Annotated in this window: 21 protein-coding genes; 15 read left to right on the top strand and 6 right to left on the bottom strand. The window is 68.6% G+C overall.

Going from position 1 to position 22,956, the window contains the following annotated elements:
• Positions 1 to 22: 22 nt before the first annotated feature.
• Both rfaE1 and QT386_RS17870 read right to left on the bottom strand, forming a co-directional pair.
• Positions 23 to 1,495, bottom strand: coding sequence for a D-glycero-beta-D-manno-heptose-7-phosphate kinase (rfaE1, locus tag QT386_RS17875; RefSeq protein WP_289275107.1), 1,473 nt, complete (start codon positions 1,493 to 1,495; stop codon positions 23 to 25).
• Between the two features lie 66 nt (positions 1,496 to 1,561).
• Complete coding sequence (locus QT386_RS17870; protein ID WP_289275106.1) at positions 1,562 to 2,359, bottom strand: sulfite exporter TauE/SafE family protein; 798 nt, start codon at positions 2,357 to 2,359, stop codon at positions 1,562 to 1,564.
• A 79-nt stretch (positions 2,360 to 2,438) separates the two neighbouring features.
• Here QT386_RS17870 and QT386_RS17865 point away from each other — a divergent pair, with 79 nt between their 5' ends.
• On the top strand, positions 2,439 to 2,657 hold the full coding sequence (locus QT386_RS17865; RefSeq protein WP_289275105.1) for a DUF2061 domain-containing protein: 219 nt from the start codon (positions 2,439 to 2,441) through the stop codon (positions 2,655 to 2,657).
• Positions 2,658 to 2,664: 7 nt separating this feature from the next.
• Here the strand turns inward: QT386_RS17865 and QT386_RS17860 are convergent, their stop codons facing one another.
• The gene (locus QT386_RS17860) at positions 2,665 to 3,264 is read right to left on the bottom strand and encodes a hypothetical protein (RefSeq protein ID WP_289275104.1); all 600 of its coding nucleotides are present in this window, start codon (positions 3,262 to 3,264) and stop codon (positions 2,665 to 2,667) included.
• Positions 3,265 to 3,354: 90 nt separating this feature from the next.
• Here QT386_RS17860 and QT386_RS17855 point away from each other — a divergent pair, with 90 nt between their 5' ends.
• The 13 genes from QT386_RS17855 (at position 3,355) to QT386_RS17795 (ending at position 19,210) form a co-directional block, all read left to right on the top strand.
• Entirely contained in the window at positions 3,355 to 4,836 is a 1,482-nt protein-coding gene (locus tag QT386_RS17855; protein WP_289275103.1) for an amidase, read from the top strand.
• Positions 4,833 to 7,643 carry a bifunctional [glutamate--ammonia ligase]-adenylyl-L-tyrosine phosphorylase/[glutamate--ammonia-ligase] adenylyltransferase gene (gene glnE, locus QT386_RS17850; RefSeq protein ID WP_289275102.1) on the top strand — a complete coding sequence of 937 codons (2,811 nt, stop codon included), beginning with the start codon at positions 4,833 to 4,835 and terminating at the stop codon, positions 7,641 to 7,643. The genes QT386_RS17855 and glnE overlap by 4 nt, the downstream gene beginning before the upstream one ends.
• Positions 7,644 to 7,708: 65 nt before the next feature.
• Positions 7,709 to 8,716, top strand: a complete 1,008-nt coding sequence (pseB, locus tag QT386_RS17845; RefSeq protein WP_289275101.1) for a UDP-N-acetylglucosamine 4,6-dehydratase (inverting) — start codon at positions 7,709 to 7,711, stop codon at positions 8,714 to 8,716.
• Entirely contained in the window at positions 8,713 to 9,858 is a 1,146-nt protein-coding gene (pseC, locus tag QT386_RS17840; protein WP_289275100.1) for a UDP-4-amino-4,6-dideoxy-N-acetyl-beta-L-altrosamine transaminase, read from the top strand. Before pseB ends, pseC begins: the two co-directional genes overlap by 4 nt.
• On the top strand, positions 9,855 to 10,553 hold the full coding sequence (gene pseF, locus QT386_RS17835; protein WP_289275099.1) for a pseudaminic acid cytidylyltransferase: 699 nt from the start codon (positions 9,855 to 9,857) through the stop codon (positions 10,551 to 10,553). The genes pseC and pseF overlap by 4 nt, the downstream gene beginning before the upstream one ends.
• Positions 10,554 to 10,557: 4 nt before the next feature.
• The gene (gene pseG / locus QT386_RS17830; RefSeq protein WP_289275098.1) at positions 10,558 to 12,078 is read left to right on the top strand and encodes a UDP-2,4-diacetamido-2,4,6-trideoxy-beta-L-altropyranose hydrolase; all 1,521 of its coding nucleotides are present in this window, start codon (positions 10,558 to 10,560) and stop codon (positions 12,076 to 12,078) included.
• Positions 12,075 to 13,130, top strand: a complete 1,056-nt coding sequence (gene pseI, locus QT386_RS17825; protein WP_289275097.1) for a pseudaminic acid synthase — start codon at positions 12,075 to 12,077, stop codon at positions 13,128 to 13,130. Before pseG ends, pseI begins: the two co-directional genes overlap by 4 nt.
• 11 nt (positions 13,131 to 13,141) lie before the next feature.
• Positions 13,142 to 14,185: a polysialyltransferase family glycosyltransferase gene (locus tag QT386_RS17820; RefSeq protein WP_289275096.1), complete on the top strand. Its 1,044-nt coding sequence runs from the start codon at positions 13,142 to 13,144 to the stop codon at positions 14,183 to 14,185.
• Between the two features lie 43 nt (positions 14,186 to 14,228).
• On the top strand, positions 14,229 to 15,290 hold the full coding sequence (gene rfbB / locus QT386_RS17815) for a dTDP-glucose 4,6-dehydratase (RefSeq protein WP_289275095.1): 1,062 nt from the start codon (positions 14,229 to 14,231) through the stop codon (positions 15,288 to 15,290).
• On the top strand, positions 15,287 to 16,162 hold the full coding sequence (gene rfbA / locus QT386_RS17810; RefSeq protein ID WP_289275094.1) for a glucose-1-phosphate thymidylyltransferase RfbA: 876 nt from the start codon (positions 15,287 to 15,289) through the stop codon (positions 16,160 to 16,162). Before rfbB ends, rfbA begins: the two co-directional genes overlap by 4 nt.
• A gap of 38 nt (positions 16,163 to 16,200) precedes the next feature.
• Positions 16,201 to 17,370, top strand: a complete 1,170-nt coding sequence (locus tag QT386_RS17805; protein ID WP_289275093.1) for a DegT/DnrJ/EryC1/StrS aminotransferase family protein — start codon at positions 16,201 to 16,203, stop codon at positions 17,368 to 17,370.
• Between the two features lie 13 nt (positions 17,371 to 17,383).
• On the top strand, positions 17,384 to 18,550 hold the full coding sequence (locus tag QT386_RS17800) for a glycosyltransferase (RefSeq protein WP_289275092.1): 1,167 nt from the start codon (positions 17,384 to 17,386) through the stop codon (positions 18,548 to 18,550).
• Between the two features lie 18 nt (positions 18,551 to 18,568).
• Positions 18,569 to 19,210, top strand: coding sequence for a class I SAM-dependent methyltransferase (locus QT386_RS17795; protein WP_289275091.1), 642 nt, complete (start codon positions 18,569 to 18,571; stop codon positions 19,208 to 19,210).
• Here QT386_RS17795 and QT386_RS17790 read toward each other — a convergent pair.
• Together QT386_RS17790 and QT386_RS17785 are read right to left on the bottom strand one after the other, a co-directional pair.
• The gene (locus QT386_RS17790; RefSeq protein WP_289275090.1) at positions 19,207 to 20,289 is read right to left on the bottom strand and encodes a glycosyltransferase family 4 protein; all 1,083 of its coding nucleotides are present in this window, start codon (positions 20,287 to 20,289) and stop codon (positions 19,207 to 19,209) included. The genes QT386_RS17795 and QT386_RS17790 overlap by 4 nt on opposite strands.
• Positions 20,286 to 21,326: a glycosyltransferase family 9 protein gene (locus QT386_RS17785; RefSeq protein ID WP_289275089.1), complete on the bottom strand. Its 1,041-nt coding sequence runs from the start codon at positions 21,324 to 21,326 to the stop codon at positions 20,286 to 20,288. Before QT386_RS17785 ends, QT386_RS17790 begins: the two co-directional genes overlap by 4 nt.
• 104 nt (positions 21,327 to 21,430) lie before the next feature.
• On the opposite strand from QT386_RS17785, the gene QT386_RS17780 reads away from it, so the two are divergent.
• Positions 21,431 to 22,354, top strand: a complete 924-nt coding sequence (locus QT386_RS17780) for a branched-chain amino acid transaminase (RefSeq protein WP_289275088.1) — start codon at positions 21,431 to 21,433, stop codon at positions 22,352 to 22,354.
• Positions 22,355 to 22,401: 47 nt separating this feature from the next.
• On the opposite strand, the gene QT386_RS17775 is transcribed toward QT386_RS17780, so the two are convergent.
• Complete coding sequence (locus QT386_RS17775; RefSeq protein ID WP_289275087.1) at positions 22,402 to 22,956, bottom strand: carboxymuconolactone decarboxylase family protein; 555 nt, start codon at positions 22,954 to 22,956, stop codon at positions 22,402 to 22,404.

Here is a 22,956-nt window from a genome sequence, read left to right as displayed (position 1 = left end):
GATCGCGCTCCGGGAATGGGCGTCAGGCCTTGGCCTGCGCGGTGATGCGTCGCACGATGTCGCTGGTGCTGAAGCCTTCCACCAGCGGCACCAGCTCCACGCGGCCGCCCCAGCTGCGCACTTCCGGCGCGCCGACGACGGTGGCCTCGGTGTAGTCGCCGCCCTTGACCAGCACGTCCGGCCGGATGGCCTTGATGACCTCGATCGGCGTGGGCTCGTCGAAGATCACCACGGCGTCGGTCACCGCCAGCGCCGACAGCAGGCGGGCGCGCTGCTGCTCGCCGATGATCGGGCGGGTGGGCCCCTTGAGTCGCGAGACCGAGGCGTCGCTGTTGATGCCCACCACCAGCCGGGTGCCGAACTCGCGGCACTGTTCCAGCAGGGTGACGTGGCCGACGTGGACCAGGTCGAAGCAGCCGTTGGTGAAGACCACCTTCTGGCCCGCGGCGCGCCAGGCGGCGGTCTTCTCCGCCAGCTCCGGCAGGCTCATGGCCTTGCGGTCGGAGGCGTCGGCGCTAAGAGCGCGCAGCTCCGACAGCAGCTCGCCGGACGAGGCGGGTACGGTGCCGACCTTGGCGACGACGATGCCGGCGGCGAGGTTGGCCAGGCCCGCGGCCTGTTCGGGAGGGACGCCCGCGGCGGCGCAGAGCGCCAGCGAGGCGATCACGGTGTCACCGGCGCCGGAGACGTCGAACACCTGGCGCGCCACGGCCGGCGCGTGGTGACGGCGCTCGGGCCAGAGCAGGTAGATGCCCTTCTCGCTCATTGTCACCGTCAGGTAGGACAGTCCCAGCTCCGCCACATAGTGCTGGCCGGCCTGCAGCTCCTGCTCGGGGCTGCCCTGCACGCCGGTGGCCAGGGCCAGCTCGCTGCGGTTGGGGCAGATGGTGGTGGCGCCGGCGTAGCGCGAGAAATCGCGCGACTTGGGGTCCACCAGCACCGGCACGCCGGCCTGGCGAGCCAGCGCGATGGCGCGCTTGCAGACCGCCTCGGTCAGCACGCCCTTGGCGTAGTCGGACAGGATCACGACCTGGGCGGAGGGCAGGGCGGCTTCGAAGAGCTGCAGCAGTTCCGCGTAGGCGGCGGCGGGGCGCTCGGCGGTGGATTCGTGATCCAGGCGCACGATCTGGTGCTGGCCGGCCAGCACGCGCAGCTTGGCGGTGGTGGGCGTGCCTGCCACGGCGACCAGGGCGGCTTCCACGCCGGCCTCGGCCAGTTGGCGTTGCAGCAGGTCGCGGTCCGCGTCCTGGCCGGTGAAGCCGATGAGGGTGGCCTTGCCGCCCATGGCGACCACGTTCATGGCGACGTTGGCGGCGCCGCCCGGCTGTTCGCTGCTGCGGTCGGCGCGCACCACCGGCACCGGCGCTTCGGGAGAAATGCGCTCGACGCGGCCGTAGGTGTACTTGTCGAGGATGACGTCGCCCAGGATCAGGACCCGGGCCTGCGGCCAGTGCCGCGCGACGATACCCTGCAGGTAGTGCACTTCATCCCTCAAAAGCCAGTTCTCCCATATGCGCGGACCGGCGCCCATCATCCTTGATTTGTCCCTGCATTCCTATGGTTATGCGGCCCCGCGCAGGCGCAGGGCGATCAGCGCGGCCATCACCAGCCCGGACAGCACGATGAAGGCCCGCAGCCGTGCCGGCGGGATGCGGCGTGCCCAGCGCGCCCCGGCGTAGCCGCCGGCGGTGGCGAACAGCATCATCCACAGCGCCGGGCCCCAGCCCACGGCGTCGCCGGCGGCATACAGCGCCACGGCGATGGCGGTGAGCACGCCAGAGACCAGGTTCTTCAGGGCATTGGCGCGATGCAGCTCGCGCACCCCCAGCAGCGACAGCGCGGCCAGCAGCAGGATGCCCAGGCCGCCGTTGAAGTAGCCGCCGTAGAGGCACACCGCCAGGATCACGGTGGCGGCCACTGTTGCCGGCACGGTGGCGGAGCGGTGGCGCTGCAGGCGCGGCTGCAGTGCGAACAGCAGCGTGGCGGCCAGCAGCAGCAGCGGCGCGAGGCCGGCAAAGAGCCGGTCCGGCGTCAGCAGCAGCAGGGCGGCACCGGCACTGCCGCCGAGCAAGGCCAGGCCCAGCAGCATGGGCAGGCCCATCCCAGCCGGGGCCACCAGGTCCCGGCGCGAGGCCCAGGCGGCGCTGAGGTAGCCGGGCAGCAGGGCGGCGGTGCCGGTGGCATTGGCGGCCACCGGCGGCACACCCACTGCCATCAGTGCCGGCAGGGTCAGGAAGCTGCCGCCGCCGGCCAGGGCATTGAGTCCCCCGGCCAGGAAGGCGGCGCCGGCCAGCAGGGCGGCCTCGGCGGGGCTCACGGCCGGACGGCCGGGGCGATTGGCCCCGGCAATCGACGCCATAGGAACAAATCAATGGCATCAATATTGAGAATCATTATCATTTTTCTCCAGTCAATCCAATCAACCAAGGAGAACGGCCATGATCAAGACCCTGAGTTTCGGTGCGATGCACATCGGCGTGGCGTTCCTGGTCGTCTGGGCCATGACCGGCAGCTGGATGACCGGCGGCCTGGTGGCCTTGGTGGAGCCTTGCGTCAATACCGTGGCCTACCACTTCCACGAGAAGATCTGGAAGCGCTGCGGCGAGCGGGCTGCAGCCAATGCCGGCGGCATGGGCTGGTTGGCCCACAGCCACTGACGGGTCTTCAGTACCCCGGCGAGCGGTAATAGCCTGGCGGCAGGGGCGGTTCCGGCAACGGTGCCGGAGCGGCTTCGGCCGGCGGCGGCTCGGACGGCGGTGCGGGGGGCGGTACGTGCTCCGGTGGCGGCGGAGCAGGGGCCGGCTCGGCCGGCGGCGGCAGCGGCTGGGCAGGAGGCGGCAGCGGTGGCGGCGGGGCGGCGTGGACCGGTGCGGCCGGCGGCGGGCTGCGCTCGGCCATCAGCACCAGCACGCCTTCCTTGGTCCGGATCAGCTTGCCGGTAACCGCCAGCGGCTCGCGGCTGTTGTTGTTGCGCACGTCCATCAGCGCGGCGCCCTGGGCACGTCCGTTGACCCAGACACATTCCTTTTCACCCGTCAGCATCCAGTCATTGTTGGAGACCGGTGCCACGCCCAGGCAGCTGCCCTCGCGCTGGCGGGCCAGGCCCGAGAGCGTGATGCGCTTGCCCACCTGGTTCGCCAGCTGCGGCGCGGCCAGGTCCACCGGCACGGCCTGGCCGGGGGTAAAGCTCAGCAACTGTTCGGTGGTGGGTCCGCTGGCGCAGGCGGCCAGCATGAGGGCGAGCAGGGCGGTCGGGCGTTTCATGGTCGTTATCGGAATCCGTTTGCGCGATTGTAAGGCCGGCGCGGAACGCCGCTACTCTATGCGCAGAAAATTCAGACTGGAGGAGAACCCATGATTTCCGCAGCGGACTATGCGCGGCACGACGCGCTGGGCCTGGCCGGCCTGGTGGCCCGGGGCGAAACCACGGCCACGGAGCTGCTGGAGGCCGCGCTGGCACGGGCGGCGGAGGTGAATCCGAAGATCAACGCCATCAACATCCCCATGCACGAGATCGGCCGTGCCCGCGCGGCCGGGACGCTGCTGGGGCCGTTTGCCGGCGTGCCCTTCCTGATCAAGGACATCGTGCAGGACTACGGTGGGGTGCCGGCGAGTTCCGGCTGCGTGCCGCTGCGCGACTGGAAGGCGCCCTCGCATGCGGCGATCACCCAGCGCTTCCTCGACGCTGGCCTGGTGATCTTTGGCAAGACCGCGACGCCGGAACTGGCTCTGAAGGGCATCACCGAGTCGCGGGCCTGGGGCATCACCCGCAATCCCTGGAACCTGGACCACACGCCGGGCGGCTCCTCCGGCGGCGCCGCTGCCGCGGTGGCGGCCGGCATCGTGCCGATGGCCGGTGCCAACGATGGCGGCGGGTCGATCCGCATCCCGGCCGCCTGCTGCGGGCTGTTCGGCCTGCGGCCCTCGCGCGGCCGCGTGCCGCTGGGCCCGCGCATGGGCGAGGCCTGGGAGGGCGCCAACAGCGACCTGGTGGTGTCGCGCAGCGTGCGCGACAGCGCCGCCATGCTCGATGCGCTGCAGGGTCCGGATATCGGCGCGCCCTTCGAGATCCGTGCGCCGGAGCGTCCTTATATGGATGAGCTGCAGCGCGAGCCGGGCCGCCTGCGCGTGGCCTTCTGCACGCGCTCGCCGCTGGGTTCGCCGGTGGATCCGCAGCACGTCGAGGCGGTGCACCAGACGGCGAAGCTGCTGGAGTCGCTGGGGCACCACGTGGAAGAGGCCGAGCCGGCCGTGGACGGCGCGCTGCTGGCGCGCTGCTTCATCACCATGTACATGGGCAATGTCGCCGCCAGCGTCGCCGAGATCCGCGCGCTGACCGGCTGCGCGGAGAGCGACTTCGAGCCCGACACCCGGGTCTTCGCCCAGGCTGGCGCGGCGCTGGATGCCGGTGAGTACGTGCGCCGCCGCCGGCTGTGGAACGACTTTGCCCGCGCCTTCGGGCAGTTCTTCCTGACTCATGACCTGTACCTGACGCCGACGCTGGCCTGCCCGCCGGTGCGTATCGGCGAGCTGGACCAGCCGGCGGCCCTGCGCGCGGCTCAGAAGCTGGTGCTGGGCCTGCGTGGCGGCGGCCTGCTGCTGCGCAGCGGCATGGTGGAGCAGATCGCCACCGAGAGCCTGTCCAAGGTGCCGTTCACGCAGCTGTCCAACCTCACTGGCACGCCGTCGATGTCGGTGCCGCTGTACCAGACCGCCCAGGGCCTGCCGCTGGGGCTGCAGTTCGTGGCGCCCTTCGGCGAGGAGGGGCGCTTGCTGCGGGTGGCAGCGCAGCTGGAGCGGGCGCTGCCCTGGTTCGACCGCATGCCGTCGCTGTGACCCGCGCCGAAGAGCAGTTGGCGCGGCTGCGGGCCCAGGAGCCCGAGCTGGCTGAGGTGGCGGGGCGCGTCTGCACCGCCAGCCCCTTCGTGGCCGAGGCCCTGGACTGGATGCTGGATCGCAGCCTGGGCCTGGACGGGCTGCGCCGCAGCCGCGAGCCGGGCCAGACGGCAGCGCGCATCCAGGAAGGCACCGGCGACCTGGCCGAGGATGCCGACATGCAGCGGACCCTGCGCCAGCTGCGGCGCGAGGACATGGCGCGCATCGCCTTCCGTGACCTGGCCGGCTGGGCGCCGCTGGACGAGACGCTGGCCGACCTGTCGGACCTGGCCGATGCCTGCTGCGAGGCGGCGCTGCGCTTTGCCGAGGGCCGCCTGCAGGCACGGCATGGACGGCCGCGGGGCGAGGGCGGCCAGGAGAGCCTGCCGGTGGTGCTGGGCATGGGCAAGCTCGGCGGGCGCGAGCTCAATTTCTCCTCCGATATCGACTTGATCTTCTGCTACACCCAGGGTGGCGAGACCGACGGCGCCCGCCCGCTGAGCAACGACGAGTACTTCGGCCGGCTGACACAGGAGACCGGCAAGCTGCTGTCGGCCCGCACCGAGGACGGTTTCGTGTTCCGCGTGGACACCATGCTGCGGCCCTTCGGCTCGGCCGGCGCGCTGGCGGCGTCCTTCGCGGCGATGGAGGAGTACTACCAGGTGCACGGCCGCGAGTGGGAGCGCTATGCCCTGATCAAGGCGCGGCCGGTGGCGGGTGACATCGAGGCAGGGCAGGCGCTGCTGCGCACGCTGCGGCCCTTCGTCTACCGCCGCTACCTGGACTACAACGCCATCGGCAGCCTGCGTGAGCTCAAGCGGCTGATCGAGGACGACGTCAAGCGCAAGGGCATGGATGACAACGTCAAGCTCGGGCATGGCGGCATCCGCGAGCTGGAATTCATCGTGCAGTCCTTCCAGCTGGTGCGCGGCGGCAACGAGGCGCCCCTGCGCGATGCGCGCCTGCGCCCGGTGCTGCGCTACCTGGGTGAGGCCGGCCACCTGCCGCTGCCGACCGCGGCGCGGCTGGACGAATGCTATGTCTACCTGCGGCGGCTGGAGAACGCCATCCAGATGTACGGCGATGAGCAGGCCCATGCGCTGCCGGCCGACGAGGCGCGCCGTGCCGCGCTGTGCGCCGCCATGGGCAATGCCGACTGGTGCGGGCTGCTGGAGGAGCTGGATGCGGTGCGTGGCTTCGTGCAGCAGGAGTTCAGCCGGGTGTTCGCCGAGTCGCAGAAGGGCCGCAGCGAGAGCCCGCTGTCGCGCCTGGTGGCGGGGCTGTGGAGCGGCCAGCTCGATCCCGGCGACGCGGCCGATGGACTCTATGCAGCCGGCTACAAGCAGTCACCGAGGGATCTGGTCGATGAGCTGGAAGCCCTGAAGTCGCTGCGCCTGGTACGCGCCATGCGCGAGGAGACTGTGCTCAAGCTGCAGCAGCTGCTGGCGCAGTTGCTGGACGAAGCGCTGCTGCAGCCGCAGCCGGTCGTGGCGCTGAAGCGCGCATTGCGCATCATCCAGGCGGTGGTCGGCCGTTCCACCTACCTGACCCTGCTGCGCGAGAGCGATAGCACGCGCCAGCAGTTGCTGGGCCTGTGCGCCGCCAGCCCCTGGCTGACCGATTTCATCGCCCAGTCGCCGGTGCTGCTGGACAGCCTGCTGGATCCGCGCGCGCTCTATGCGCCGCCCGAGAAGGAGGAACTGTTCGAGGACCTGATTCGGCGGGCCGCCGAGATCGAAGGGCAGGGTACCGAGGCGGCGATGGACCTGCTGCGCCGCTACCAGAAGGAAATGACCCTGCGCATCGCCGCGGCCGACCTGCTGCGGGCGCTGCCCCTGGTGAAGGTCAGCGACCGGCTGACCTGGCTGGCGGAGGCCATTGTGGCCCAGGCCCTGCGTTTTACCTGGGCCGAGATGGTTGCCCAGTACGGCGAGCCCCGGCGCCGGGACGGTGCCCCCGCCGGCTTCGGCGTGATCGCCTACGGCAAGTTCGGCGGACTCGAGCTGGGCTACGGCTCCGACCTGGACCTGGTCTTCGTGCATGACTGCGACACCCTGGACGAGGACAGCCAGGGCGGCGGACGGCCCCTCAACAACGGCGCCTGGTACGCCCGCCTGGCCCAGCGCCTGATCAACAGCCTGGCCACCCAGACCCCGGCCGGCCGGGCGTATGAGGTGGACATGCAGCTGCGCCCCAGCGGTGCCTCCGGCCTGCTGGTCACCAGCCTGGAGGGCTTTGCCGACTACCAGCGCAACTCGGCCTGGACCTGGGAACACCAGGCCCTGACCCGGGCGCGCTATGTGGCGGGGGCGGCCGGGATCGGTGCCGCCTTCGAGGCGGTTCGCCTGGAAGTGCTTTGCCGGCCCCGCGACCCGGAGGTGCTCGGACGGGAAGTGGCGGACATGCGCCGCCGCATGCGGGAGAACCTGGACAAGTCCAACGAGCAGCGTTGGGACGTCAAGCAGGGGCGGGGGGGGCTGACCGACTGCGAGTTCCTGACCCAGTTCCTGGTCCTGCGCGATGCGGCCGCCCACCCGGCGGTGTCGCACTGGAGCGACAACTGGAGGCAGCTGGAGGCGCTGGCCGGGGCGGGCAGCATCGGCCAGGACCAGGTCGCGACCCTGATCGACTGCTACCGGGCCTACCGGGAGTGGGTCCATGGCCGGGCCCTGCAGCGCGAGGATTCCTATGCCGAAACCGGGCAATTTTCTCAGGAGCGCTCAAAAATAGCCGCAATCTGGGAGGCTATTCTGGGCCGCTGGGTTTAGAATCCTCCCCGCTTCGGACCGTCCCCGGCGGGCCGGCAAAATTCAACTTAAAACAGGGCATTAGCATGTTTGATGGAAAGTCCATCCTCATAACGGGGGGTACCGGGTCCTTCGGCAAGAAGTACACCGAGACGCTGCTGCGTCGCTATAAGCCGCGCCGTCTGGTGATCTTCTCGCGCGACGAACTCAAGCAGTACGAGATGTCGCAGGAGTTCAACGCGCCCTGCATGCGCTATTTCATCGGCGACGTGCGCGATGCCGAGCGCATGCGCCAGGCCATGGCCGGCGTGGATATCGTGATCCATGCGGCGGCGCTCAAGCAGGTGCCGGCGGCCGAGTACAACCCCATGGAGTGCATCAAGACCAATGTCCATGGCGCGGAGAACGTCATCGCGGCGGCGCTGCACAACGATGTAGAGAAGGTGATTGCCCTGTCCACCGACAAGGCGGCCAACCCAATCAACCTCTACGGCGCCACCAAGCTCTGCTCGGACAAGCTGTTCGTTGCCGCCAACAACGTCGTTGGCTCCCACCGCACCCGTTTCTCGGTGGTGCGTTACGGCAACGTGGTGGGCTCCCGCGGCTCCGTCGTGCCCTTCTTCCAGGGCCTGATCGACAAGGGCGCCAGCGAACTGCCGATCACGCATGACCAGATGACGCGCTTCTGGATCTCCCTGCAGGAAGGCGTCGACTTCGTGCTGAAGAACTTCGAGCGTATGCACGGCGGCGAGATCTTCGTGCCCAAGATTCCCTCGATCCGCGTGGTGGACCTGGCCACGGCGATGGCGCCCGGCCTGAAGCAGAAGGTCATCGGCATCCGCCCCGGCGAGAAGCTGCACGAGGTCATGTGCCCGGCGGACGATTCGCACCTGACGCTGGAGTTCGACGACCATTTCGTGCTGCGTCCTTCGATCTTCTTCCAGGGCGCGGACGACAACAGCCACTTCCTGGTCAACAAGCTGGGCGAGAAGGGACGTGAGGTCGAGCTGGGCTTCGAGTACCAGTCCGGCAAGAACGACTGGTTCCTGACCCCGGCCGAGATCGTCGAGTTCAACCGCAAGGCGATGCAGTGATCCCTTACGGCCGGCAGTCGATCAGTGCCGAGGACATCGCCGCTGTCGACGCGGTCCTGCGTTCCGATTTCCTGACCCAGGGGCCGGCGGTGCCGGCCTTCGAGTCGGTGCTGGCTTCCTACTGTGGCGCTCGTCACGCGGTGGCGGTCAACAGCGCCACCTCGGCGCTGCACATGGCCTGCCTGGCACTCGATCTTGGGCCCGGCGATTTGCTGTGGACCTCGCCGAACACCTTCGTGGCCTCGGCCAACTGCGCTCTCTACTGCGGCGCAGACGTGGATTTCGTCGACGTCGATCCGCGCAGCTACAACCTCTGCCCGCAACGCCTGGCCGAGAAGCTGGAACGGGCCAAGGCGCGGGGGCGCTTGCCCAAGGTCGTGGTGGCAGTGCATTTCTCCGGCCAGAGCTGCGACATGTCGGCAATCGGCGAACTGTCGCGGCGCTATGGCTTTGCCGTGATCGAGGACGCTTCCCATGCCATTGGCGCGCGCTACGGCGACGCGCCGGTTGGCAACTGCGGGCACTCGCGCATGACGGTGTTCAGCTTCCACCCGGTCAAGATCGTGACCACTGCCGAAGGCGGATTGATCACGACGCAGGACGATGCGCTCGCCCAGCGCCTGCAACGCCTGCGTTCGCATGGCATCACGCGCGATCCGGCACAGATGGAAGATGCGCCGGAGGGCCCCTGGTACTACCAGCAGGTCGAGTTGGGCTACAACTACCGCATGACCGACATGCAGGCGGCACTGGGCAGCAGCCAGATGACACGCCTGGATGCCTTCATCGCCCGCCGCCGGGCGCTGGCGGCGCGCTACGACCGCCTGCTGGCGGACCTGCCGCTGGTGCTGCCGGCACAGGCGAACGGACAGGAGTCGGCCTGGCATCTCTACGTCGTGCAGTCCACGGCCGTGCCGCGTGCCTCGCTGTTCGAGCGCCTGCGCGCCGCTGGGATTGGCGTCAACGTGCATTACATCCCGGTCCATCTGCAGCCGCACTACCGGCGGTTGGGTTTCAAGCCTGGCGATTTCCCGCAGGCGGAAGCGTATTACAGCAGGGCCGTGAGCCTGCCGATGTACGCCGGCCTGTCGGACGAGCAGCAGGACCATGTGGTGACCGCGTTGCGGGATGCCCTGCGGTGAGCCGGCGTGTCGTCCTGATCCCTGCCCGTGGCGGCAGCAAGCGCATACCCCGCAAGAACATCAAGCCGTTCTTCGGCAAGCCGATGATCGCCTGGTCGATCGAGGCGGCGCTGGCCAGTGGAGTCGCGCAGCGGGTGGTGGTGTCGACGGACGACGAGGAGATTGCCGGGATTGCCAGGGATTGTGGGGCTGACGTGCCGTTCCTGCGTCCTGCGGGATTGTCCGATGATCATGCTACGACCATGGATGTCATCGTCCACGCGATCGATGAGCTGGCCTCGCAAGGCGATGAGCCTGACCAGCTGTGCTGCCTGTACTCCACCGCGCCCATGGTGCTGCCGGAAGACCTGCTCGGCGCCGCGGCTTTGCTCGATGCCCCGGGCTTCGACTACGTGTTCTCCGCCACGCACTATGCATTCCCGATCCAGCGCGCCTTGCGTGAGCTGCCCGGCGGCGGCGTAGCAATGTTCCAGCCGCAGCACCTGAACACACGATCACAGGATCTGGAGCCGGCTCTGCATGATGCGGGGCAGTTCTACTGGGGCCGAGTCGCCGCCTTCCGGGCCCGTGTGCCTATCTTCTCCGAGCGGGCCCGCCCCTGGCTCCTGCCCCGCTACCGGGTGCAGGACATCGATACCCCGGAGGACTGGCGGCGTGCGGAACTGATGTTCGGGGCGCTGCGCCAGGCGGGTTGAAGCCATGCGTCGCATCGCCATCCGCGTGGACGCGTCCCTGCTCATGGGCACCGGGCACGTCATGCGCTGCCTCACCTTGGCGGCGGCGCTGCGCAGCCGGGGTGCGGAGGTCCTTTTCCTCAGCCGGGAGTTGCCGGGCCACCTGCATGGGCTGATCCGCGACCAGGGCCATGCCCTGCATGTCCTGCCGCCGCCACGCAGCCCGTTGCCCGAAGGCGGCGCATTGGCCCATGCCGCATGGCTTGGCGTGCCGATGGAACTGGATGCGGAGGAGTGCCGGCGTGCCCTGGAGCCGCTGGGCGGCATCGAATGGATGATCGTCGATCACTACGCGATCGATGCGGGCTGGCAGCGTAAGCTACGCAGGGTCGCGCGGCGCATGGCAGTGATCGACGATCTCGCCGACCGTCATCATGACGCCGACCTGCTGCTGGACCAAGCCCTGCTGCCCGATGCGGAGGAGCGCTATGCGTCCCTGCTGCCCGCCGGCTGCATCCGCCTGTTGGGGCCAGACTACGCGCTGCTGCGTGCGGAGTTCGTGGCGGCCCGCCCGCAGGTGCAGCCGCGTGAGCAGTTGCGCCGGCTGCTGGTATTCCTGGGGGGCGTCGATGCAGGGGGATACACCGCCCTGGCATTGGAAGCGCTGGCCCGGTCCGTGCTCCGTGATCGCCCGGCCGACGTCGTCGTGGGTGCCTCCAACCCGGCGGCGGCTTCCTTGCGGGAATACTGTGCCCGCCAGCCGGGCCTGCAGTTCCACCAGCAGGTGGACAACATGGCCGAACTGATGCGCGCGGCGGACCTTTCGATCGGTGCGGGCGGTTCCACGACCTGGGAGCGAGCCTGCATGGGCCTGCCTTCAGTGATCCTGGTGGTGGCGGACAACCAGCGGCCTTCCGCCGAGGCCATGGGCGCGGCCGGCAAGGCCTGGGTGGTTGAAGCCGTCGGACTGGACGCCGTGTCCTTGGCGCGGCAACTGGATGCGATCGCCGCCGACCCCGCGCATTTCCGGCAGGTTTCACGGCTCAACCTCGAGCTGGCGGACGGCCGTGGAGCGGAACGGGTGGCGCGCCGGCTGCTGGCACCGGAGGTGCGGCTGCGGCGAGCCCGAGCCGACGATGTGCGCAACGTGTACGAGTGGCGCAACGACGAGAGCACCCGCCGGCATTCCCATTCCAGTTCCGTGATCCCGTACGCCGACCACCAGCGCTGGTTCGAGAAGGTCCTGGCGGACCCGCAACGGGCACTGCTGATCGCGGAGGATCAGGGTCGGCCGGTGGGGGTGTTGCGATATGATGTACAGCAGGACGGCGCCCTGGTGTCGATCTACCTGGTTCCGGGTTGCGGTGGCGCTGGTTATGGGTCGGCCATCCTGGGTGCCGGCAGTCGCTGGCTGGCGGCGGAGCAACCCGAAGTCCGGACCGTCGTCGGCGAAGTCCTGGAGGCCAACGTGGCCTCCCACAGGGCTTTCCGTGAAGCCGGCTACGCATTCAAGAACCAGGCATACGAACAGAGGCTGAGGCCATGATCCAGGACATCCAAATCGCCCATCGCCGGATCGGCCCGGCGCATGCGCCGTTCGTGATCGCAGAGATGTCGGGCAACCACAACCAGTCGCTCGAACGCGCGCTGGAGATCGTCGATGCCGCTGCCAGGGCCGGCGCGCACGCCCTGAAGATCCAGACCTATACCGCGGACACGATGACGCTCGACCTCAAGCGGGACGAGTTTTTCATCGCCGATCCCAACAGCCTTTGGAAGGGCAACTCGCTGTACGAGCTCTACCAGCAGGCCTACACCCCCTGGGAGTGGCACAAGCCGATATTCGAACGCGCACAGCAGCAGGGCATGATCGCCTTCAGTTCGCCGTTCGACTTCACGGCGGTGGACTTCCTGGAGTCGCTGGACGCACCCTGCTACAAGATCGCCTCGTTCGAGAACATCGACCTGCCGCTGATCCGCCGGGTGGCCGCCACCGGCAAGCCGCTGATCATCTCCACCGGCATGGCCAGCGTGGCGGAAATCGACGAAGCCGTGCGGGCGGCGCGGGAAGCCGGCTGCAAGGACCTGGTCCTGCTGAAGTGCACCAGCAGCTACCCTGCCACGCCGGAGAACACCAACCTGGCGACCATTCCGCACCTGCGCGGCCTGTTTGACTGCCAGGTCGGCCTGTCTGACCACACGATGGGGGTCGGTGCCGCGGTGGCCAGCGTCGCCCTGGGCGCGACGGTCGTCGAAAAGCATTTCACGCTGCGCCGTGCGGATGGCGGCGTGGACTCCGCGTTCTCGCTGGAGCCCGAGGAACTCACGCAACTGGTGGTGGAGACCGAGCGGGCCCGCCAGGCGATGGGGCAGGTGCATTACGGCCTGACGGCGTCCGAGGAGAAGTCCAAGGTTTTCCGCCGGTCCCTGTACATCACGCAGGACCTGAAGGCGGGAGATGTGCTGACACCGGACAACCTGCGCGCCATCCGCCCCGGCCTGGGTTTGCCGCCGAAGTACTACGAGCGCCTGCTGGGCAAGCGGGTGGCGCGCGATGTCGTGCGCGGGACCCCTGCCTCCTGGGAGTTGCTCGGCTAAGGCCGCCTAGCATGTCCAACGTCTTGTTCCTTGCATCGACGCCGCTGCACAGTCTCTGGGCGCTCGGCATCGCCGCCGGCGCTCTTTTCAATGCACGCTGCTCGCTCGCCCTGATCGACCAGCGTGATGGCGACCGCGATTTCATCGCCGAAGCCATCGAGGCGTTGCGTCCGAAACCCTTCGTCGAGACGCGTCGCTTCTCCCAGATCGGCAAGAAGCCGTTGCTGAAGCTGACGCATGCGCGCGCGCGGATGCGCGAGGTGATGGACTACGCGCGGCAGTTCGAGCCAGCCTACGTGGCCGTGGGCAACGATCGCCGTGCCGAGTTCTTCGCCGCACTGGCGGCCTGTCCGAAGGCGACCGGCGCCTATGTCGACGACGGGACCGCGAGCTATTCGACACTGGCGGCGTCGACAGTGCCGGGCTCCGCATTCGTGCGGGCGATTGCGAGCGGATTCCGCAGCCTGCTCTACGGTATCCCCACGGAGCGTGAGCCCTACCTCGGCGTGGCCGTTGCCGTGCGCGAGGCCTGGGTGGTGCTGCCCGATCAGGTGCACGAAGGGCTGCGCGCCAAGCCCTTGCGCCGGATCGACCCGGCATGGTTCCAGTTGCCCCAGGTCCAGGCGGTGTGCGCCGAGGCCAACCTGCGCGCCGGGCTGGACCCCGCAGCCCTGGATGGAATCCAGTTGCTGCTGGCATTGCCGCACGATTCGTTGATGCGGGAGCAACCCGCGATCCTCGAACAACTGCAGACGCTGGTGGATCGCACGATTGCTGCGGGCGGCACCGTGGCGATCAAGCGCCATCCGCGTTCGCGCGAGTTGCCGCTGCGCCTGCCGGAGGCCGGGGTGATCGAGATTCCCCAGCGCCTGCCCTTGGAGATCCTTGCGCCCCTGCTGAAGGGCACGGAGGTCGTCGGGATGCTGACCAGCGCACTGATCTACCTGCGTTGCCTGGGGGCGGACGTGAACGTGGCAACGCTGGTGCCCCCGGGTTTTTCCGGCAATGCGATCCTCGATATCTACCGTGCCGTCGGTATCCGCATCCTGGACTGAACCTGCCGGCGCGCAGGCATGGCGCCGCAACTGATAAGCACTCATGAAAATACTGATCACCGGAGGAGCGGGGTTCATCGGGTCGGCCTTGATCCGCCACCTGCTGCGCAGCACCGATCATTCGATCGTCAATCTCGACTGCCTGACCTACGCCGCCAGCCTCGACTCGCTGGAAGACGCGGCGGGCAATGCGCGCTATCGCTTCGAGAAGGCCGATATCCGTGACGTTGCGGCGCTGGAGCGGGTGTTCCGCGAGCACCAGCCCGACGGCGTGATCCACCTGGCGGCGGAATCCCACGTGGACCGCTCCATCGACGGCCCCGACGACTTCATCCAGACCAACGTTGTCGGCACCCTGCGCTTGCTGGAGGCTGCGCGGGCTTATTGGCAGCCGCTGTCCGCGGAGCGTCGCCAGGCCTTCCGCTTCCACCACGTCTCCACGGACGAGGTCTTCGGCAGCCTGGGCGACACCGGCTATTTCACCGAGACCACGGCCTACGCCCCCAACTCGCCGTACTCGGCCAGCAAGGCGGGCTCGGACCATCTCGTGCGCGCCTGGCATCACACCTACGGCCTGCCGGTGGTGATGACCAACTGCTCCAATAACTACGGGCCCTACCAGTTCCCGGAGAAGCTGATCCCGCTGATGATCCTCAATGCGCTGGAGGGCAAACCGCTGCCGGTCTACGGCAACGGCTCCAACGTGCGCGACTGGCTACACGTGGAGGATCACGCCCGGGCCCTGTGGAAGGTCTTCACTGAAGCGGCCAACGGGGCGCAGTACAACATCGGTGGGCACAACGAGAAGCGCAACATCGACCTAGTGCGCCAACTCTGTGCGCTGCTCGACGAGCTGCGCCCGGACCCGCTGGGGCGGCCGCATGAGCGCCTGATCACCTACGTGGAGGACCGCAAGGGCCACGACCTGCGCTATGCCATCGACGCCTCGAAGATCGAGCGCGAACTGGGTTGGCGGCCGCAGGAGACCTTCGAGAGCGGCATCCGCAAGACGGTGACCTGGTACCTGGACCACATGGACTGGTGCCGGAGCGTGCAAGGAGCTTACGGCCGCGAGCGGCTGGGACTGGGAGGCAACAAGGCATGAAGGGAATCATCCTGGCGGGCGGCAGCGGCACGCGCCTGTATCCGGCGACGCAGGCAGTGTCCAAGCAGTTGCTGCCGGTCTACGACAAGCCGATGGTCTACTACCCGCTGAGCACCCTGATGCTGGCGGGCATCCGCGACATCCTGGTCATCTCCACGCCGCAGGACACACCTCGCTTCGAGCAACTGCTCGGCGACGGCAGCCAGTGGGGCATCCGCCTGCAGTACGCGGTGCAGCCCAAGCCGGACGGGCTGGCCCAGGCCTTCCTGATCGGCGAGGAGTTCATCGGCGGCGAGGGCTGCGCGCTGGTGCTGGGCGACAACATCTTCTACGGCCACGGACTGATCGCGTCGCTGCAGCGAGCCGCGGCGCAGAAGAGCGGCGCCACGGTGTTCGCCTATCCGGTCAACGATCCCGAGCGCTACGGCGTGATCGACTTCGACGCCAACGGCAAGGTCCTGTCGATCGAGGAGAAGCCGGCCCAGCCCAAGTCCCGCTACGCCGTCACCGGCCTGTACTTCTACGACAAGAACGTGGTGGATTTGGCGCGCAGCCTCAAGCCCTCGCCGCGCGGCGAGTTGGAGATCACCGACCTCAATGGCCTCTACCTGAAGCGCGGCGACCTCACCGTGGAGTCGATGGGTCGCGGCATGGCCTGGCTGGACACCGGCACCCACGACTCGCTGCTGGAGGCGGGCGTCTTCATCCAGACGCTGGAGAAGCGCCAGGGCCTGAAGATCTCGGCGCCGGAGGAAGTGGCCTACCGCAGCGGCTTCATCACCGCCGGGCAGTTGCGCGACCTGGCGCGGCCGCTGGTCAAGAGCGGCTATGGCGCCTACCTGATGCGCCTGCTCGACGAACAGGTATTCTGAGCGTTCCCTGCAAGAACACGATCAAGGCATAAAGAGTCATGAAGCTGAGAGACGATTTCCTGGTTTTCGGTGCACCCGAAGTACGGCAGGAGGAGATCGACGAAGTCGTCGATTCCATGAAGTCGGGCTGGATGGGCACCGGCCCCAAGGTCGCTCGCTTCGAGCGTGACTTCGCCGCCTACAAGGGCATCGAGCCGCCGCAGGCGGCGGCGGTGAACTCCTGCACCGCGGCGCTGCACCTGAGCCTGATGGCGCTGGGCCTGGAGCCGGGCTCCGAGGTCATCACCACGCCGATGACCTTCTGCGCCACGGTCAACACCATCCTGCATTCGGGCCTGAAGCCGGTGGTGGCGGACGTAGACCCGAATTCCTACAACATCGACCCCAAGGCGGTGGAAGCGGCGATCACGCCGCGCACGCGCGCGATCCTGCCGGTGCACTTCGCCGGCCGCCCCTGCGACATGGATGCGCTGATGGCGATCGCGGACCGGCATAAGCTGCACGTGATCGAGGACTGCGCCCACGCCATCGAAACCGAGTACCACGGCCGGCATGCCGGCACCTTCGGCGACTTCGGCTGCTTCAGCTTCTACGTCACCAAGAACGTGGTGACGGGCGAGGGCGGCATGGTCATGGGCCGCGATGCCGCCGGCATGGCGCGCGTGAAGACCCTGGCGCTGCACGGCATGAGCAAGGATGCCTGGAAGCGTTTTAGCGACTCCGGCTTCAAGCACTACCAGGTGGTGGAGGCGGGTTACAAGTACAACATGATGGACCTGCAGGCGGCCATCGGCATCCACCAGTTGGCGCGCGTGCAGGCCAGCTGGGAGCGCCGTGCGCAGATCTGGGCCCGCTACCAGGAGGCCTTCGCCGACCTGCCGGTGACGCGACCCGCGGCCGACGAGCCCGATACCCGCCACGCCTACCATCTCTACACGCTGCTGATCGACCAGGCCCCGGGGGTGATCTCCCGCGACGCCTTCCTCGATGCGATGACGGCACGCAAGATCGGCGTCGGCGTGCACTACCTTAGCCTGCCGGAGCATCCCTATTACCAGCAGGCGCTGGGCTGGCGTCCCGGGGATTGCCCGAACTCGCTGAGCATCGGCCAACGCACAGTCAGCCTGCCGATCTCGCCCAAGCTGACGGATGCGGATGTCGAGTACGTCATCGGCATGGTCCGCTCGGTACTGCTGCAGCGCCACTGAACGTTCCGCTCCCATGACCGACACGTCGCTCAAGGTCGTCCAGTACGCGCCGTCCTGGCTGCCGCAGACGCAGACCTGGTTGTACAGCCAGGTCCGCAACCTGCCGCCCGGGGTGGAGAGCCACGTGGTCTGTCGCAGCACGCGCAACCTCGCCCAGTTCGAGGTACCGAACATCCACAGCCTGAAGCAGGAAGGCCTGGGCCCGTATCTGCTCTACAAGCTGCGCTATGCCTTCGGCTCGCGCGACGGTTTTCCCTATCTCACCGAGCAGTTGCGCGCGATCAGGCCGGCGGTGGTGCACTCGCATTTCGGCAACAACGGCTGGACCGTGCGCGAGGCCGTGCGCCGCGCCGGCTGCCGGCACGTGGTGACCTTCTACGGCCAGGACATGTCGAAGCTGCCGAAGTCCAAGCCGGTCTGGCGCCAGCGGTATCCGCAGCTGTTCGCCGAGCCCGACACGCTGTTCCTCTGCGAGGGCAGCGCGATGGGGCGTTCGCTGGAGCAACTGGGCTGCCCGCCGGAGAAGATACGCGTGCAGCACCTGGGCGTGGATGTGTCCGCCGTGCCCTATCGCCCGCGCCTCTGGACGCCGGGCGAACCGCTGAAGGTGCTGATCGCGGCCAGCTTCCGCGAGAAGAAGGGCATCCCCTATGCCATCGAGGCGCTGGGCCGCATCCAGCGCGAGTTGCCGCTGCAGGTCACCATCATCGGCGACGCCGAGCCCACCGAGGCCGGCAAGCAGGAGAAGCAGAAGATCCTCGACGGCATCCGACGGCATGGCCTGGGGCCGGTCACGCGGCTGCTGGGCTACCAGCCCTTTGCCGTGCTGCGCGCGGAGTTCGAAGCCAACCACCTGTTCCTGGCGCCCAGCGTCACCGCCGCCGACGGTGACAGCGAAGGCGGTGCTCCGGTGTCGCTGACCGATGCCGCGGCCAGCGGCATCGCCGTGGTCAGCAGCTTCCATTGCGACATCCCCGAGGTCATCCGTCACGGCCAGACCGGCTGGCTGGCGCAGGAGCGCGACGTGGACGGCATCACCGAAGCGATCCGCCGCTGGCTGTCGGCCGACGCGGCACAGTGGCGCGGCTGGCTCGATGCCGGGCGCCGGCACATCGAGCAGGAATACGACGCCGCCGTGCAAGGCCAGCGCCTGGCGGCGATCTATCGCGGCACGCCCTGAGAGCGGAGACATCCAGACATGAAGAAGCTGCTGCAGTCCCTGACCTCGCTCTGGAAGGAAGATCCTCTGCGCTACTGGGAGAAGCGCGCCCGCAAGCACGGCGTGCGCTCGGTGCTGAACCTCGGCCATTCCCGCGAGGAAGTGGACGCCGTCACCGAGTGGCAGAAAGGCATCCTGTTCCCGATGCTCAAGGCGGAGCTGGTCGGCGGTGAGCAGACCCTGCTGGATTTCGGCTGTGGCCCTGGCCGCTTCACCGGCGGTTTGGCACAACTGCTCGGCGGGCAGGCCGTGGGTGTCGACCCGATCCAGCACCTGCTCGACATCGCGCCCGCGGCGCCCAATACGGAGTACCGCGTCAGCCGCGACGGACGCATCCCGCTGGCCGACGGCTCTGTGGATGTGATCTGGTGCTGCCTGGTGCTCGGCGGCATCGCCGAAAGCGCGCTGCCGTCGACGGTGGCGGAGTTCACGCGCGTGCTCAAGCCGGGCGGCCTGCTGTTCCTGGTGGAGAACACCGCCGAGAAGCCGGATAGCAAGCACTGGCAGTTCCGCTCGCTGGCCTGGTACCAGCAGCTGTTTCCCGATGTTGCCCTGCGCCAGCTCGGCGACTACGAGGACCTCGGCGAGCGCATCTCGGTGCTGGCCGGGCGCAAGCGCTAGCGCCCGAGCAGTTCGCGATACACGCCGAGGTTGCCCGCCACCATCACCTCGGCGGAGAACTCTTCCAGTGCCAGCCGGCGGCCGTTGCGCCCCAGCTCCTGGCGGCGCGCGGGCTTCTCCAGCAACCCCTGCAGCGCCTCGCGCAGCGCGGCGCTGTCGCCAGGCGGCACTAGCAGGCCGCTGACGCCGTCGCGCACCGCCTCCGGCATGCCGCCGGCACGGCAGGCGATGATCGGCACACCCGCCGCGGAGGCCTGCAGCAGCGACACGCCCAGGCCCTCCATCAGCGCCGGATGCACCAGCAGGTCCAGGCCGCCGAGCCAGCGCGGCAGGTCCTTGCGGAAGCCGGCGAAACGGATGCGCTCCGCAAGGCCCAGGCTGTTCGCCAGGGCCTCCAGCTCCTCGCGCAGCGGCCCCTGGCCGAATACCACCAGGCTGAAGGCCTGGCGCTCCTTGAGTGCCGCCAGGGCCTCGAACAGGTAGCGGTGGCCCTTGCGCTCGATCAACTGCGCCACCACCCCGAGCAGTGGTGGTTCTTCCGGCAGGCCGAACTCGGCGCAGAAGGCGGCGCGAGGCTCCGGGTTCAGCCAGGGGCTGGCATCCACCGCGCTGCGCACCACGCGCACGCGTGACGGTTCCACGCCCTCCGACAGCAGCACGTCGGCGATGCCCTGCGAGATGCAGATCACCCGGCCGTAGAGGCGGTACTTGAGCCAGGCCGCCAGGCGTGACTCCGGGTTGTCCACCCGGCGGGAGAGGATGGCCGGCACCTTGGCGCGGCCGGCGGCGAGCCCGCCCAGCACGTCGGCACCGCGGCGGCTGTGCAGGTGCACCAGGTCAGGTTTTTCGTCCAGCAGGACGCGCTTGAGCCGCTCGATGAAGCCCAGGTCCAGGTCGCCCTTGCAGGGCGTCTCGATGACCTTCACCGCGCTGCCGGCGAAATGCTGGCCGATGCTGGCGCCGGGCGGGCAGACCAGCACGTTGTCGACGCCCTGTTCCGACAGGCCCCGCAGCAGGTAGGCCACCTGCTGCGCGCCGCCGTAGAGATGCATGCCGGTTTCGACGTGGACGATCTTCATGGGGTCTTCAGCAGCTTGAGGGCCTCGGCGGCCACGCGGATCGGGGTCAGCTGGCGCATGCAGGTCCACTGGCCGCCGCAGGTCGGGTCGCGCCGGCAGGGCGCGCAGGGCAGCGCGTCATACATCACCGTGAGCGGCGAGTCGGCGCCCCGGGTATAGGGGCAGGTGGAGCCGAACAGCGCCAGCGTGGGCCGGCGCACCGCGATGCCGATGTGGGTCAGGCCGGTATCCACGCCGATCACCAGCCCGGCCTGGGACAGCCAGCCGCCCAGTTCGGGCAGGCGGGTTTCCCCGGCCAGGTTGTAGCTGCCCGGCGGCAGCTGGGGATGGATGCGCTCGGCCGTGCCACGGTCCGCAGGCCCACCGAAGACCACGAAGGGACCCAGGCCCTGGTCGGCAAGCAACTGCGCCAGTTGCGGCCAGTATTCCTCGAACCAGTGCTTCTGCGGCCGGGTGGTGAAGGGGCAGAGGGCGATGAAGCCGGGCGCCAGGCCGCGATGGGCCATGCCCTCTGCCACCGTGTCGCGGATCGTGTCGCTGACCCGCAAGGTGGGGGGGGGTGCCTCCTGACCGGTGAGCTGCTGCGCCAGGTGGCGGTATTCGGGGGCGATATCCCAGTCGATGCCGCCCTTCGCCATGGGGTGGTGCAGCAGGAAGCTGCCGGGCTCCTTGGAGTCGAAGCCGATGCGCGTGGCGCCGCCGGCCAGGCTGGCGAAGACGCGGGATTTCAGCAGCCCCTGGCAGTCGATGACCCAATCGTACCGAGACTCGGTCAGCCGGCGGCGCAGGCGCAACAGGGCAGCCGGCGACCGCAGGGTGTCGCGTGGGACCGTGATCAATTCATCCAGGCGGGGATCGCCGTCCAGCACGCCGCCAAAGCCGGTCTGGGCCAGCCAGGCGATGTGGGCCTGCGGAAAGCGGCGACGCAGGCCCTCCAGCAGGCTCGTGGCGAAGACGATGTCCCCCAGCGCCGACAGGCGCACGATCAGGATGCGGGGCTGCGAGCCGCGGACGGGGAGCGAATCGGTCAGGGCCATCAGGGCCATTCTTGGGCAGTGAAGGGGCAGGATTGCCTATAATAGAGGGCTTCGGCCGCTTCCGCGGCAGACCCCGACACTGATTCCTGACAGGTAAACGATCCATGAGCACCTTCGCCGACCGCGACGGCTTCATCTGGTACGACGGCGAACTCAAGCCCTGGCGCGAGTGCACGACCCACGTACTGACCTACTCGCTGCACTACGGCGTGGGCTGCTTCGAAGGCGTGCGGGCGTACAAGACCCCCAAGGGCACGGCGATCTTCCGGCTGGAAGAGCACACCCGTCGCCTGTTCAACTCCGCCAAGATCCTGGGCATGAAGATGCCCTGGTCCGAGGACGTGCTGAACCAGGCCCAGCTGGACGTGCTGCGGGCCAACAAGCTGGAGTCCGCCTACCTGCGCCCGATGGTGTTCTACGGAGCGGAGGGCATGGGCCTGCGCGCCGACAACCTCAAGACCCACGTCATTGTCGCCGCCTGGACCTGGGGCGCCTACCTGGGCGCCGAGAACATGGAGCGCGGCATCCGCGTCAAGACCAGCTCATTCAACCGCCACCATCCGAACGCCGCCACACTGCGTGCCAAGGCCAACGGCAACTACATCAACTCGATGATGGCCCTGAACGAAGTGCTGCGCGACGGCTACGACGAGGCCCTGACCCTGGACACCCAGGGCTACATCGCCGAGGGCAGCGCCGAGAACATCTTCCTGGTGATCCGCGGCGAGCTTCACACCCCGGACCTGACCGCCTGCCTGGACGGCATCACCCGCCGCACCGTGATGCAGCTGGCGCAGGACAACGGCCTGAAGATCGTGGAGCGCCGCATCACGCGTGACGAGGTCTACGTGGCCGACGAGGCCTTCTTCACCGGCACCGCCGCCGAAGTGACCCCGATCCGCGAGGTGGACAACCGCCCCATCGGCAGCGGCTCGCGCGGGCCGATCACCGAGAAGCTGCAGAAGCAGTATCTGCAGCTGGTCAAGGGCGAGAGCAGCCAGTACCCGGAGTGGCTCAGCCACATCTGAGCGGTCCGCAGCACGAAAGAGCCCCGGCATTGCCGGGGCTCTTTCGTTCAGGCCGCCGCCGGAAAGCCCGGCGCGAAAGCCTCGCGCGGCACGCGCGTGAGGTTCACCAGGTAGGACACCGCGTGATACAGCCCCGCCAGCATGGTCAGCTCGATCAGCTGGTCCTCGGCGAAGGCGGCACGCAGGTCCGTCCACAGGGCATCATCCACGTCATGGCGCTCGTGCAGGGCATCGGCCAGGCGCAGCACGAGCTGCTCCTGCGCCCCCCATTCCGGCGCGTCCGCCGTGCCATGCACCGAGGCCTGCAGCTCCGCGGGCGTGAAGCCGGCCTTGTCGCCGTAGATCGCCGCATGCACGCCCCACTCGTACTCGGCTCCGCAGCGCGCCGTGCTGCGCAGGATCATCAGCTCACGCAGGCGCAGCGGGATGCTGCCGCGGTCCAGCAGGCCGCCGGCCAGCATGCGCTCCAGCACCCGCGGGTTGTGCGCCACCGTGCGGAAGATCAGCAGCGGCGGGGCGCCGCGCATGACCGTGGCGAGCGCCGTCTCCAGTGGCGGGGCCAGAGGCAGGGGCAGGGCCTCGATTCGGGCAGTGACAGACAC

Source organism: Solimonas sp. SE-A11, from assembly GCF_030345715.1.
Classification (GTDB): domain Bacteria; phylum Pseudomonadota; class Gammaproteobacteria; order Nevskiales; family Nevskiaceae; genus Solimonas_A.
Note: the sequence above shows the minus strand (reverse complement) of the source record. Positions and strands in the feature narration are given on the sequence as shown.